At 61.2% G+C, this 12,798-nt stretch carries 10 protein-coding genes; 3 read left to right on the plus strand and 7 right to left on the minus strand.

Annotation, left to right across the window (positions count from 1 at the left end; all coding sequences use genetic code 11):
• Positions 1–406: 406 nt before the first annotated feature.
• Positions 407–1,498: a DUF4238 domain-containing protein gene (locus OIM94_RS17090; RefSeq protein ID WP_264607858.1), complete on the minus strand. Its 1,092-nt coding sequence runs from the start codon at positions 1,496–1,498 to the stop codon at positions 407–409.
• A 35-nt stretch (positions 1,499–1,533) separates the two neighbouring features.
• Between OIM94_RS17090 and OIM94_RS17095 the strand changes: the two genes are divergently transcribed.
• Both OIM94_RS17095 and OIM94_RS17100 read left to right on the plus strand, forming a co-directional pair.
• Positions 1,534–2,955, plus strand: coding sequence for a hypothetical protein (locus tag OIM94_RS17095; RefSeq protein WP_264607859.1), 1,422 nt, complete (start codon positions 1,534–1,536; stop codon positions 2,953–2,955).
• Positions 2,956–2,965: 10 nt separating this feature from the next.
• Positions 2,966–4,303 (plus strand): DUF6602 domain-containing protein, encoded by a 1,338-nt coding sequence (locus OIM94_RS17100; protein WP_264607860.1) that lies wholly within the window; start codon positions 2,966–2,968, stop codon positions 4,301–4,303.
• Positions 4,304–4,762: 459 nt separating this feature from the next.
• Here the strand turns inward: OIM94_RS17100 and OIM94_RS17105 are convergent, their stop codons facing one another.
• From OIM94_RS17105 to OIM94_RS17115, 3 genes are read right to left on the minus strand one after another with little or no spacing between them, the layout of a single operon-like run.
• A complete protein-coding gene (locus OIM94_RS17105; RefSeq protein WP_264607861.1) occupies positions 4,763–8,044 on the minus strand; it encodes a DEAD/DEAH box helicase in 3,282 nt (1,093 codons plus the stop codon).
• Positions 8,037–8,804 carry a hypothetical protein gene (locus OIM94_RS17110; protein ID WP_264607862.1) on the minus strand — a complete coding sequence of 256 codons (768 nt, stop codon included), beginning with the start codon at positions 8,802–8,804 and terminating at the stop codon, positions 8,037–8,039. The genes OIM94_RS17105 and OIM94_RS17110 overlap by 8 nt, the downstream gene beginning before the upstream one ends.
• A 28-nt stretch (positions 8,805–8,832) precedes the next feature.
• Positions 8,833–9,399 carry a gamma-glutamylcyclotransferase family protein gene (locus OIM94_RS17115; protein ID WP_319801133.1) on the minus strand — a complete coding sequence of 189 codons (567 nt, stop codon included), beginning with the start codon at positions 9,397–9,399 and terminating at the stop codon, positions 8,833–8,835.
• A gap of 187 nt (positions 9,400–9,586) precedes the next feature.
• Between OIM94_RS17115 and OIM94_RS17120 the strand changes: the two genes are divergently transcribed.
• Positions 9,587–10,075: a hypothetical protein gene (locus OIM94_RS17120; RefSeq protein WP_264607863.1), complete on the plus strand. Its 489-nt coding sequence runs from the start codon at positions 9,587–9,589 to the stop codon at positions 10,073–10,075.
• Positions 10,076–10,300: 225 nt separating this feature from the next.
• Here the strand turns inward: OIM94_RS17120 and OIM94_RS17125 are convergent, their stop codons facing one another.
• The 3 genes from OIM94_RS17125 to OIM94_RS17135 are packed head-to-tail and all read right to left on the minus strand — an operon-like array spanning position 10,301 to position 12,765.
• Complete coding sequence (locus tag OIM94_RS17125) at positions 10,301–11,560, minus strand: YiiX/YebB-like N1pC/P60 family cysteine hydrolase (protein ID WP_264607864.1); 1,260 nt, start codon at positions 11,558–11,560, stop codon at positions 10,301–10,303.
• A gap of 11 nt (positions 11,561–11,571) precedes the next feature.
• Positions 11,572–11,778 carry a hypothetical protein gene (locus OIM94_RS17130; protein ID WP_264607865.1) on the minus strand — a complete coding sequence of 69 codons (207 nt, stop codon included), beginning with the start codon at positions 11,776–11,778 and terminating at the stop codon, positions 11,572–11,574.
• 6 nt (positions 11,779–11,784) lie between these two features.
• Positions 11,785–12,765 carry a reverse transcriptase family protein gene (locus tag OIM94_RS17135; RefSeq protein ID WP_264607866.1) on the minus strand — a complete coding sequence of 327 codons (981 nt, stop codon included), beginning with the start codon at positions 12,763–12,765 and terminating at the stop codon, positions 11,785–11,787.
• Between the last annotated feature and the right edge of the window lie 33 nt (positions 12,766–12,798).

The following is a 12,798-nucleotide window of genomic DNA, read 5'->3' on the forward strand; positions in this document are numbered from 1 at the left end:
CAAACGATCCTAAAACGATGATGGCCCACAATGCAGCTTGGGCACCACCAGCTCAACCGCCATCTGTTCGACCGCCTTGTGGGGTCGCATCCGGAACGGGTCGAACGCAATCAAAGTCTCGGCGCCGCGATCCCAACGCGCCAGTCCGTCCGGCCTGAACCGATTAGCCGGGGGCATGGCTTTTTTAATCTCCTACTTGTCCTCTACCGTACATGGCTCACCTTCCGCTCGTCACGTTTCATGCGCTCAGGCGTCGTCGGCCGGTGTAATCGACACGGCTACAGGTTGTTGCATCGTCGCATCGAGCGTTGCTCGCGACAGACACCAGACCCATCGCGAAGCAGGTGTCTTCTCGGTGAATCGGGCACTTTGTTCTGACGGTCAAGGCTTCATCGTCACAGCCCTTTCAGTTTGTCCAGCGCATCCATGTGGTCGAACATGCGGTCGACACGGGCGACACGGTCGGCATCGCGAAACGGCGGGATGTCCCACGTGCCGAGCGGCTCGGGCGGGGGCAGGATACAGCGCACGAACGAAAGGTCGAGCGTGACTGCCGACGGAGCCGCGCCCGATCCGTGCCGTGTGCGCATCTCGTTATCCGATTGCTCGACGCCCCCCCCTCGCGAAAGACGCTACGCTCCCGTTGCCGTGGTTCCGACCATGTCGCTGCTGAGGATTGCAGAAGCTGTTCAGGCATGTCGGGCGCGGTAAGCATGACGGCATGCGCGGCTTCCCACTGAAGATCGTTGATAAGTGCGGCCTCCGAAGGATCATCGAGGAGGACGATATCCCGGGCGTCAGTTGCAACTTCATAGGCAGCGGCGTCGAAACCGAACAGCGCGAGCCGCGGTCCGAGCGGTAAGAAGAGCTGCAGCCCGACATTGGCATATCCGGTCACGCTGATGTGCTGACCCTCGTAGTGCCGGTTGTGGAAGACCACCGGCGTGTCGGAGCTGATGAACGGCACCGCGCTGCCATTCTCGATCAGCACGAGCTTCAAGTCGGTGAGAAGGTTTGCGCCGATCGTCTTATAGCCCATCAGCTCGGACACCGCGTTCGTCCGCCTGATCCGCACGCGGTCGAGCGCTTCGACGATCTCGCGGTTCCCTTCAAGCTCCGCCTTCGTGCGCAGAATCGACTTGGCGACCTTCTCCGAGCCCTCATTGTACTGCTCGGCCGCCCCAACGGTGCGAGCATGCTGCATACCGAGGTAGAAAACCAGCCATTCGTGGTTCTGGCTCGATACGGCCGGCAGCCGCCGTTCGCGGACGATCTCGCCGAAAATCCGGGCTGCGTGCCCCTCGATATAGCCGAGGGCACGCTCGGTACGACCATCCTTGCCGTAGAAATAGTCGCGGCACGCCTGACCGCGGATCGGCGCGCCAGGAATGAACTTGTAACGGTCGATGACGAAAACGCCGATCCGGTTGTCGCCCTCGCGCGCGAACAAACGCATGTACATCTGCGGCACATAATGATGGCTCTTGTTCTGGGGCATGCGTGCGTCGGGCTGAAGACTGCTAGAGAGAGATCATGACGATTTTCGTGCGCCGTCGAATCCAGTCAATGCTCGATGCGCTCGCACCTGTCCTCGGACCGGAAAAGGGCCGCGATCTCCTGCGTCGACTCAACGATCCTAAGCAGGTCGAGCAGGCGCTACCCGCGGAAATGGAACTTGCCCTGCTCTGGGCGATCCAGTCGCTCGGCGATCTGGAGATTGAGCCGGAATGGTGGGGCGACAGCCGACGCCCCGACGCGATCACCGATGCCTTCGTCGAAGGGCGCACCACGGCCATCGAGATCGCAGCCACGACCGACAATGCCACTTCCGGCGAAGAGGACATGGACGCGATCGCGGTCCAAATCTCCGAAGTTGCCAGCCGCGCCAGCAAAGGCGCCGGCAATTATCTCTATTTTCGGTATCGCGAAGAGAGCGGATATATCGACGGTCGCTACATCCGCCGTCGCCTGGCGCCACGCGGTTACCGTCTCACCGAGGACGAGCGCGAAGCGATCACACGCTGGGTCGCTTCAGGACAGTCTCGCTCGTCACGGTTGCGCCTCCAGGCCAAGGGGCTCGACGTCGAAATTGAGCATACCGAGCGCAGACAGATCCGCTACCACAACCTCTATTCATCTATGCCCCCGGAAACGCACTCGCTCGAGGACAACCCGCTGTTCGATCTGTTGGTGCGCAAGGCCAAGCAATTGCGCGCCGCTGCGGCCGGCACCCTGCGTGTCCTCTTCGTCGCCGATGTCGGATCGACTTTGCTCAGGCGGGTCGGTCGCTTCGGCGAGATTGATCACACCCGCCGGTTCGTATCGGCACGCGAGATCATCCTGCACTTTCTCGCCGGTCGAGGCCGCAACGTCGATGCCGTCGTCACTTTCTCGCCGTTCAAAGAACTGCAGCGGTTCAACGGTCTCGATCCGGACGGGCGCAGGCCACGACGCTGGACCGTCGCCTTCTTCGGCACGCCGCAATTGCCGGAACCGCCGCCCGCGCTCGAAACGATGGCGGCGCTCCTGCCCGAACCCCGCTATGAGGGCTATCAGGCGCGCTCCCTATTTCGCCAAGGCGCCTTTTCTCCTTCCAGGACAGGACAATATCTCGGGATGACGATACGATCCATTCACGGCTCCGGCCGGTTCACCGTCGAATTCCCGGCACGCATGCTTCTCGATCTGCTCGCCGGCCGGATGACCGAAGAGCGCTTCCGCAAACGGCTCGACCCACGCGACGAAGGCCGGAATATCTTCAGGACCTGGCTGGATCAGGGCTTCACGATCAGCGATGCCGAGATGGCGCCACGCAGCATCGATGAGGATGACGATCATCTGATCCTGCATTTCACCGACGATCCTGCGGCACGGCCGTTCAAGCTCCCGGAACAACAGGCCAGAGATGCGTCCAGAGGCGACCCGGCTTCGGACCAAGAAGCCAGAGATCATTGAGAGCTGATCCATGATCCGGACGCTTGGCGAGATGCTGGAGACCCTTCGTCGCGCAGAGGCCACGCGGCTCGATGAGGTGGACATCAAGCACGCGCCCACAATCGGTGAGATGTATGAGGGCCTCACGCAGGACGTCCTTGATCGCGCCATTCCGCCCGGGCTCGATCTGAAGGTTGTCAGCGGCTTCGCGATCGACGGCAATGGCGGAACGACCGGCCAGCTCGATTGCATGCTCGTGCGTGGCGAAGGCATCCCCGTCCCCTACGCGACGGGCAAGTTCCAATGGCATGTGAAAGACATTCTCGCGGTCTTTGAGGTGAAGAAGAACCTCTTCGGAGACGATCTCGGGGAGGCCTATCAGCAGCTTAAGAGCGTCTCGGAAATCACGAGCGCGTGGCTGCGCAAGGCCAAGGGCGAGTATGAATTCAGCCTCGGCGCATCGATGCGGGCCTATGCCCAATGCACCGGCGAGATCGCGCCACCGCCCAACCAATGGCCGCAGATGGACCCGGCCCGGCACCTGATCTTCCATACGATCATGTTCGACCAGATCGCTCCGGTCAGGGTCATGCTGGGCTATTTTGGCTATTCGACCGAAAGTGGACTGCGGCGCGGCTTTTCGAGCCTGCTCGAGAAGAATCTGCGAATTCACGGCTTCGGGCCGCCCACTTTGCCGAATCTGATCGTCGCCGACGGTGCCGCGCTCGTCAAACTCGGCGGTCATCCCTACCATCAACCGATTAAGGCCGACGGCTATTGGCCGATCCTCGCCAGTTCGCACATCAACCCCACGCTCCTGATCCTGGAAATGATCTGGACCCGGATCAGCTACCTTCGCCCCATGGCCGAACTGTTCGGCGAGGATCTGGAGCTGGAGCTGCTGTCGCCCTTTCTTGCGGCCTGCCCGGTCATCCCGGACAATCCGGAGCAGGCACAGAGCTGGATGTACCGAGAAACACTGATGAGCGCCAAGCAGCTCGCCGAAGGTCCCGACCATATGGAATGGGCGCCGGTCGAACTCAGCGTTCAGCAGAATATCGTCTTGGACCAGCTGTGCAGGGAGGATGTCTATACGACGGAGCCGGACCTGCTCGCGTATATCGCTTCATCCGGACTCGATCCCGAGACATTCTTCCAGTCGCTCATCGAAACCAATCTTGTCGCATTGGACGGCACCCGCCTAGTTCTGACGACCGTCCAACTCGCCATCGTGATTCTACCCGATGGTCGAACTGTCGCGGGCGAGAACAACACCGGACGACTGGAGCGCTGGGTGCAGCGGTTCATGGAGCGTCGGAAGGCGGATGGTGCTGGGTCTGATTGCGGCGCCGAGCTAAGCGATTCGTAATAAAGCGAAAACCGCGCGGCTCAATTTTGATGCCCTCGACCAGCTGGTTGGGAATGATGCTGGAGATGTGCGTTGAGATCAATCGACGTGGCCGAGTGTACGGTATTGCGAAATGATTACTCTTGGGCGTTTTGCTGACCGTCAGCGTTTGGAGCTGCAAATGACCGGTTTCGGCACGAGGCGACGGTTTTGTGACCACATCGGTACGGCGTGATTTGGCCGGCAGCTGCCAGCTAATCGTGGGACAAAACTGCCATTCCCAAGGGGAACGCCAGCGGCAGGTTCTTCACCAAAACCCGACGCTGAGAGGATGGACGGTCGGGCGCTGACAAGCGCTGCAGCCAAGTCCTCAAGCAGATGCTGGATCAGCTTTGGGTCATGATGTCGGGCTGGGATGAGCGATCGCCATCATGCAGTGGTAGCCAGCGGGCAGGTCAGGCCAAGCGTGAGCCATGTTGCCTATAATGGGTCTTGTGCACTCGCCGACGGATCAGGATCTCCGATAAACGCTGAGCGATCGAACGCGCCGAAGGCCAAGACGGCGTCGAGATGCCGCATCACGTGCTCGAAATCGGAACCGAGCATGGGCTCGCGATCTCCGATTTTTTCAGCGAAGGCTCGATGCAGCAGGACGCGTGATCGCGCACTGGGGTTTCGATAGGCGAAGGCGACCTTTTCTGGAGAGTCTAAGCCGCGCCGAATAGCATAAGCCAGGATCTCAAGTACTGCTGGGTTTGCTGCGACCTTCTCCTTGGTGAGCAACGTCTGCCGAATGACTTCCGTCGCCGCCGCCGCGACCATATAGAGCTGGCGATTGGCGATTTGATTGATCAGGTCGCGCGTCCGTTTGCAGACACCGATCTTGTTAGCGGGAACGCCGAGCGCGGCCTCGATCTGATAGAAAGGCTCGCCTCTCAGCCACGCTGCCAATGCGGTCTTGAGCAGCGCCATTTCAGCATCCGTGCTGTCACCGCCGGTCTTCGCCCCACGCGTCACCGCCTTCACGGTTTCGACGGCATTACCGAACAGCAGCGCGTAACTGGCCCGATCAGCGATCAGGAAATCGACCAGCCATTCCATCCAGCCGCACACAGTCGACGGTAGCGCATCGATCTCCGCTTCGACCTTCGCGGCTATCGCTGCGAGCGGCTCGACCGCCAACCCTGTGAAAGCGGCGATCTGCATCACCGGCACAGAGGTCTCTTTGGTCGCGGTATCGAGGGCAGTCTTCAATGAGCCAAGCTTCAGGCCAAACTCTTCATGCTCTTTGGCTTGCCGTGCTTGATAGGCTGCAAGAGAGCGGCTGATCATCTCCACCGCCTTCTCGACGGCTGTCTCTTCCGCTTCGCCGGCTCGCAGCCGGCTGAGGAAGTAGCGTACGCCGGCGCCCGACAGATCGCCGGCTTGAATGCTGTCGAGCAGCGGCGTCAGCGGGTCGTCAATCTCCACGCACTGGTCGTTTTCAGGCAGCACCGCCTTCAGCATTTTGAAGGCCTCATTGTCGGGAAGCGAGTTCGCGTCAAACCGCACGACCGGCTCGGGGATCAGCAGCACCGTTCCATTGGCCAGATATCCGGCGCGACCTGCCCGCCCGGCGGCGTTCAGTATTTCGTGGCCCTCAAGCGGCGTGCGACCCTCATCGCCATGCCGCATCGTGCCGGCGAGGATGGCAACCTGCGCTGGCAGGTTCATACCTTGGGCGAGCGTCGGGGTCGCGATGATGACGTTCACGCCTCCGATTTTCTTAAAGACGGATTCGGCTAAACGGCGTTCAAGCGGGATCATGTCCCCGTTGTGCGGAATTGCCGGAGCTGCGGGGTCGAACAGCGAGCAGCTTGCCGCACCGAGCTCCGCTACCGCGTCGGCCCATAGACTGTTTTCGGTCTCAGTGAGGTCCGGTGGTACGGGCAGCTTGCCCTTGAGGCGCTTGGCCGTCGATGGTGCGTGGTCGGCTTGCTGGACGAACATGATCGTTTTCAGCCCGGCCCTGGCGGCGTTCTTGGCAAGTGCGGCGCCGACATCATTGGCGTTTGGAGTGGCGCCGCCGGTCCCGTGCCCCAACTCGACGGGAGCATCGGACAGCCGAACGAGCCGGGTGTCAGTCGCAACCGTCTTCAACCAAGCATGATGAAGGCCGAACAAGGCATAGGGGTCAGCATTGAGCGGCGGCGCTTTGTAGGCTTTCTTGAGCCGCTTTTTCCGCCGGACGATCACCGTCGCCGCATCCACCTGCGCCTCAGGATATATTACTACGCCGCGTGCCTGACGGCTCGGCTTCCAAGGGTCGTGAAATCCGATGCACGGACGCTCGGTGATGGTGGCGAGCCAGTCAGCGACCTCCTCGGCGTTTTTGAGCATCGCCGAGAGCAGGAGCAGGTCCGCGTTGGGCGCGCGTTTGATCGCGTGGAGCAAGCACAGCATCGCATCGACACTGCGCGACCCACCGCCATCAGGGCTAAGCAGATGGCATTCGTCGAAGACCAGCAAACCGAGATCGCTCATGTCGGTCTCGGTGAAACTCAAAAGTGCGAGGCACCGCTCGGGCGTCATCACCTCAATCGATTCAAGCTCCGGCCCACGGATGAGGGCGGTCAGATCGCCGTCCGCCGAGACCACACTATCGATGAGACTTTCCGGAAAGCTTTCGGCCAGATCATCGCGGAGCTGGTCCACAAGCGCCAGGGTCGGAACCAGAAAGATAACCTTCTTGCCGGTGGACAGCGTCGACGCGATCTTGAGCTCTGAAAGCGTCGTCTTACCGGCCCCCGTCGGAAGGACGAGGACGGCCGACTTGCCGACATCCAGAAAGTTCGTTGCCACAGCCGCGCGATGATTTGGCCAGAGGACGGGCCTGCTTGCCGCGCGGTGGCGAACCCACAATTTCCACGAATTCTCTTCCGCGTCGGCAGGCGGCGGAATTCGCGTCACGCCTGCCTCGTCAAGACCGTCCGCCACATGCATGAGCAAACGCGCCAGATGACGCGGTCCCGCATAGCTCGACGTGATGTTTAGCCCCGTCTCCGGAAGATCGAGGGACTGCGTGGCGAGCGCTACTACTCGCTCGAAGGCCTGCCGGGGCGTATCGAAGGCCTGATACGCTAGCTCCACCAGGGGGCGATCGAGTAATCGTGCGACCATCTGCACCAGACCGCTCCAGCACAGGCCGTACAGGGCCTGGGTCGCGCGTTCGTCGAAGGGCGCATCAGCGCCCGGCCGCAACCCCGCCAATCGGTCGGCCCGTGCGAGGATCGCTTCAAATCGCTCCAAGGCGAGGTCCTCGATACTCTCGACTAGAGCGCCGCGGTGAATGTCTTCCAGCCGGGGGCCCGCAAGTTCACGCGCGGCTTCGCGCGCGTCCGGGCTCTGCTCGGCAATCAGGAACAGAAGCGGTGCCGAAACGCGCGGATCGATCGCCCGCATCGTCAAGAGATGGTCGCGCTCCTCGAGATCCGGACGAAGCCTGCCCAGAAGCTGGTAGGCCGTCCCCGCGACGAAGGCCGCCGCCCGTCGCTCATGATCTTCGGCACCGCTATCCACCAGGGCTTCGTAGATGGTGGCGATCCGCTCGATACGCTCCAGTTGGGCGAGGTAGTCGGGCTGCTCTGCGAGTACTGCAGCGCGCAGTCGGAGGCCGGCCAGCTCGGCATAGATGCCCGTCAGTTCCTGCGGCAGCATCGCCGGATCGACTCCGGCCAGGGCCGGCGCGCTGCGGATCAGCGCAGCTGTCTGAGCGTCAAACATCGAACGTCGCGATCCGCGCCCAGACACGGTCAGAAAAATCGGCAAACCACGCGCGAACGTCGTCCAGCGGGAGGGTGTTGCCGCCGCGCACATTCAACGCAACTTGCAGTGAATCATAGTCCTTGAACAATGCAATGCACTTGGAGGCCGGAAAATCCGACGGCGACACCGTCAGCGAGGCTTCGAAAGCCAATGGGCGGGCCTGGATTAGCGTGTCGTAGGCGGCCTTCAGCTCTAGTCCAGTAAAGCCGAACGTCTCGAGCAGGGCAAGGACGGCCTGTGCCAGCTGGTTGTCCCGCTTCCCCGAAATATACTCGCGGAACGACTTTAGCACTTGGCTTTGAAATTTCTTCCGGGCGTGGATCGTGCATTTGTATTCGTAGACCGTTGCCTTCGTCAGGGTCTTCGTCGCGGGATCGACGGTCACTTTGACCCCATCTGTTCCTTGGTTCGTCGCCTTTAGGTGGGAGTTGTCGATCTTCTCCTCACCCGTCTTCCCTTTGCGCGCAGCGACCCAGCAGATGATTTCAAATAAGAGACCGTCGCGATGCTCGATGCCCTTTTCGGTCGCGGGATGAAGGTCCTTGTCGAGGGTCTCTTTCAGTTTCGCCGATATCTTCGGCTCGCCCAATTGCGTTCCTTCGAGGATCAGGGCTGCATGGAAGGCTTGGCCGACAAGCACGAGCGCGACCAGATGCGCGAGCTCGTCTGGCACATCGACGATCCATTGCTCTCCGTCGCACTGGGGAAGCGCCGACATAGGATTGAGGGTGATTGGCAACTCAGTCCTAACCTTCCAGCAGCGAGCGATAATCGCCGATACCATGTTCGCGCATCGCTTGGATCGCAGCGACGCGGGTTTTTCGATCTATATTGGTGTCTTCGACAAACTCTGTGGCTCTCAGCGCCGCGATATGCCCCGCGTCTAGCCTATGGTGGTTGGCTCCGGCGATGACGATCGCGAGATACCAATCGAACGGTTTGACCTGCACATCCAGCGACGTCCCGAGATATGAACTGGTCCGAGCGATCCCACCGCGCGCCGCGTCGTCGATAAGCAGGGCGTCATCTCGGCGATAGCCCGAGCCCAATCCCTCGTGTCGGTCCAGTTCACTTCGTTCGGCCAGATCGATCTCGAAAATCACGCCGGGAACACGCGCACCCTTAGCTGCGACGAGCGTAGCCTTTCCTGACCCGTCTTTACTCGCCTTCGAGAATTCGAGAGCCAAGTCCCGCGCTATTCCAACGCTGACGGGCCGTGCTGAGGGACAACGGTCCAGAAGGCGGGCCGGCAACATGTTCGAGCCGTAGGCGAAGTAAAGAAACGTCATCAGCCGAGTTTTCTTCCAATCCATTCCCCATCATCACCTTTGGTTAGCTCGTCAAGCCTGAATGACCAATCGGAAAGACAGAACGACCTCCGCGTTGCGAGAGGATTAGCTCCTACTTTCCAGCAAACTGGCATGTAGCGGCGACAGCTGTTGCCGATTCTATGTGCGTCGACGGCTTGCGCATGATCCTTTGCCCGGTCATGGACCACACATGGCCAGCGCCCGCCCCTGCCACGACTGCGGCTGCTCGTGCGGAGCGGCTGACACGGCTTTCGACGAGACGGCCGCCGCCGAGATGCGCACGCCGCCGCCCCTCGACGAGTTGTGCCACACGAACATCGCCTACTATTGCGACCGGACGATCGACGACATTCTGGTGCGGGACTGGCCGCTCAAAAGACGATCCGGCGTCTACGTCCTGTGGCATAAGAACGAGTATTGCGATGTTCACCAACGCTTCCACATGCGCGCGCTCTACGTTGGAAAGGGCGCATTTGACGCACGCATCCTAGGCCACTGGGCCCGCAAGCAAACTGCCGACATCCAGTTGATATATTTCAGCTACCTCGACCTTCCGAACCGGATCGCGAAGTATGTCGAGCAACTTCTGCTCGACATCTACGATTTACCACTGAACGTTTCGGAGAACCGGGGGAAGGCGAAGCTCTGCGCGCACTTTTCACAGTCGGAGGTAGACTAGAGGCTCGTTCGGAGCGGTTATGAACGGCGCGGTTTTTGGGGCGCCGGAGAACTGGTAGAACGATTCCGACGCGCGCTGCTTGCGGACCGCGCATAGAAACAGGAATAGCCGGTTCTGGCAGGAGCGGCCAATAACGCGCGAGTAGGAGAACGACTTGACTTGATCGAGTTCTGACTGACAGCTTCCGGGAATCTCGATGGGTAGAGCGATCGTTCGCTCGATCCGCTAGGACGCCAACGGCTCCAGGATCTCGCCGAATCCGCGCCGGATGCGGACGCAATCCGAACAGAGCCGTAGCGAGGGCACGCCCGGCATCGCCTCAGCCGCATTGACTAAGCGAAAGTCGTCGGCCGGATCGCCGCAGGACGAACAGACATCGGCCGATCCCATTGCCTTGATCGAGACGCGCGCGATTCGCCCGAGCCGCGGTTCGACACGATCGATGATCGAGAACCAATGTTCGGAATGCGGGACGATTCGCTCAAGCTCACTGGCCGCCTGATCGGGATGGTGGCGCTTCAGCCAAGTCAGAGCGACTTCCCGGCGCTGCTGATCGTGACGCACGAGCTGCGTATAAAGGGCGACCAGTTGCCGAGTGCTCCGCCGCCCATGTGCCGCTAGCGCCCCCTGATAATGGATCAGGTTGACGGCGAAGCGCAGCCCGCCGGTATGAAATTCTCGGATTGTGCCGGCGCAATAAGCCCGCAACCCCTCGCCGGCCCCGGAGGCCTCCATCGCCTCTAGGTCATAATGCCAAGGATTGATCGCGAAGTCCGCTTTCCACAACTCGAGATAGCCCGATTGCCGATAGGCTGCGGCAATCTCCTCGTCCCATTCGGGATGCTCCTGTACGATCCGGTCGAGATCGTTGAAATTCTCGATATCGGGATCCAGGGCGCGCGCCCGGTCGAGCACGGCATTCTGCGCCGCCTGCATGTCGGCCAGCGGGTTGGGCCGCGCGTTCCAGGCCGTCAGCTCCGCTTCGGACACGCTCTCGGTCATGTCGGAAAGTTCGATCAGCAGCGAGCTCTGGCGCAGCTCCTCGGGCGTGCAGTAATCCGGATCGGAGACCAGCGTGACACCGGCATAGGCATAAGCGCGGGCGACAAGTCGCGAGCAGAATAATTGCCGCGTGCGCGGCTTCGGCCCACCCATGACCGAGCGCGCCGCCTCCACCTTGGAATAGCGCGTACCGATCTCCGACCGGGCGAAATCGATCACCGCGGCGAGCCGGACATCGCTCAGCGGCTCGCGCAAGCGCAGGACGACGACATGATCGTCCGGCCCGTACAGCTCGCGCTGGATGTTGTGCGCCTGCACGCCAAAATCCGTGGAATCAATGATCGAACCGTTCTGCACGCAGATCATGGCATGAGAGACATCGCCCTTGCTCGCCCGGCGGATCACCTTACTGACCTTCCCGGGGCCTGCGGTGAGCACGATGTCGCCGCGCTCCAGGCTCTCGACCCTGATCCGCCGGGTCATGCTGGTCTCTCTCATTGGTCCTCAACCGTCTCGCCCACCGGAACCAGCGCCGGCTCAGCCGGGGTGACCGGTGTTTTGAGCCAGGAAAAATGCTCTTTGATGAGCCTCTCCGCGTCGTCATTCTCAATGGCGATAGCCGCAGCGCCTTCAAAGCGCTGGTCGTAATTGAGCAGGTCAAAGCCGGTATAACCGCTTTCGTCGATCCAGTAGCTGTCCATCGCCGGCTATTCCCAGGGCAACGCGCTATCCGGGGCAGCAGCAACCGCGATGGCGGGCGTGGATGACGGATCCGCGTCCGTCGTGACGACGAAGGTCAGCTTCGCGCGCCTCTGCCTAAGCGCGTTCATGCGGTTAGCCGCCAGGCGCCCCTCAGCTGAGCTTTTACCGACATGGTAACGCAGGGTCCCTAGGGCGCTGAGAAGCCGATCGATCTCATGCGCACGCTCGACGTCGCGGAGCTGGCCACAAAGAACGGCATAGCCAGCCCGAACCCTTTCATGGACCGAGCGCGGTGCGGCCACCCGGCCACCCTCGATCGGAACGCCGGTGACGATGACGGGACGGTTGCCGGTGCGGAACTGGATCTTGTGCGTCTGGAAACCGCATTTGCGCATCTCGGCGCGAATATCGTCGATGATGGTGCCGGGGATCGCACGACCGGAAATGGTCAGATCGTCTACCCACAACGACATTTGCAGCCCATGGGCATCGCAAATCCGCTTGATGGCGTCGAACATCGACCGATGGACGAGCGTCGTAAGGACCGGGCTGATCGGTGACCCGAAGGGCATTTTGCCGTCGATCGAGACGAGATGGACGAGCATGCCCGCGACGTCGGCGCGAAGGCTGGCTTCATGATGGGCCCAGCGGAAGATATGTTCGCTTGTGGTCGAGGGGTAGAACTGGCGGATATCGAGGCTGAGGAACTGCGCCTGGCCGACATGACGTTCGGCATTGTCGCGCTGAGCCCGGCCCTTGCGCGGGCTGAACAGATAGTCGGGCTGCTTGATCTTGTTGAGGTGGAACTTCAGCCGTTCGTGAACGGCACGCAGTTTGCCATATGGCACGGCGAGGTTGCGCATCTTGCTGCCGATCAGCTCGGTGCGGCGGCCGATCCATTTATCCTTATCCCGGATCAGGGCCTCGAGCTGGGTCTTGGTGTATCCTAAAAGCTCGGCGAGGTCGCGTTGCGTCAGATCCTGCACCCAGGGCGAGGCCTCGAACGCATAGCGTTCGTA

The organism is Sphingomonas sp. R1 (assembly GCF_025960285.1).
GTDB lineage: Bacteria > Pseudomonadota > Alphaproteobacteria > Sphingomonadales > Sphingomonadaceae > Sphingomonas.

What these genes read in the sequence shown, in the direction of transcription:
- OIM94_RS17090 (WP_264607858.1), bottom strand. Translation starts at nt 1,498, where the DNA reads ATGCCCCAGAACAAGAGCCATCATTATGTGCCGCAGATGTACATGCGT.
- OIM94_RS17095 (WP_264607859.1), top strand. Translation starts at nt 1,534, where the DNA reads ATGACGATTTTCGTGCGCCGTCGAATCCAGTCAATGCTCGATGCGCTC.
- OIM94_RS17100 (WP_264607860.1), top strand. Translation starts at nt 2,966, where the DNA reads ATGATCCGGACGCTTGGCGAGATGCTGGAGACCCTTCGTCGCGCAGAG.
- OIM94_RS17105 (WP_264607861.1), bottom strand. Translation starts at nt 8,044, where the DNA reads ATGTTTGACGCTCAGACAGCTGCGCTGATCCGCAGCGCGCCGGCCCTG.
- OIM94_RS17110 (WP_264607862.1), bottom strand. Translation starts at nt 8,804, where the DNA reads ATGTCGGCGCTTCCCCAGTGCGACGGAGAGCAATGGATCGTCGATGTG.
- OIM94_RS17115 (WP_319801133.1), bottom strand. Translation starts at nt 9,399, where the DNA reads ATGGATTGGAAGAAAACTCGGCTGATGACGTTTCTTTACTTCGCCTAC.
- OIM94_RS17120 (WP_264607863.1), top strand. Translation starts at nt 9,587, where the DNA reads ATGGCCAGCGCCCGCCCCTGCCACGACTGCGGCTGCTCGTGCGGAGCG.
- OIM94_RS17125 (WP_264607864.1), bottom strand. Translation starts at nt 11,560, where the DNA reads ATGACCCGGCGGATCAGGGTCGAGAGCCTGGAGCGCGGCGACATCGTG.
- OIM94_RS17130 (WP_264607865.1), bottom strand. Translation starts at nt 11,778, where the DNA reads ATGGACAGCTACTGGATCGACGAAAGCGGTTATACCGGCTTTGACCTG.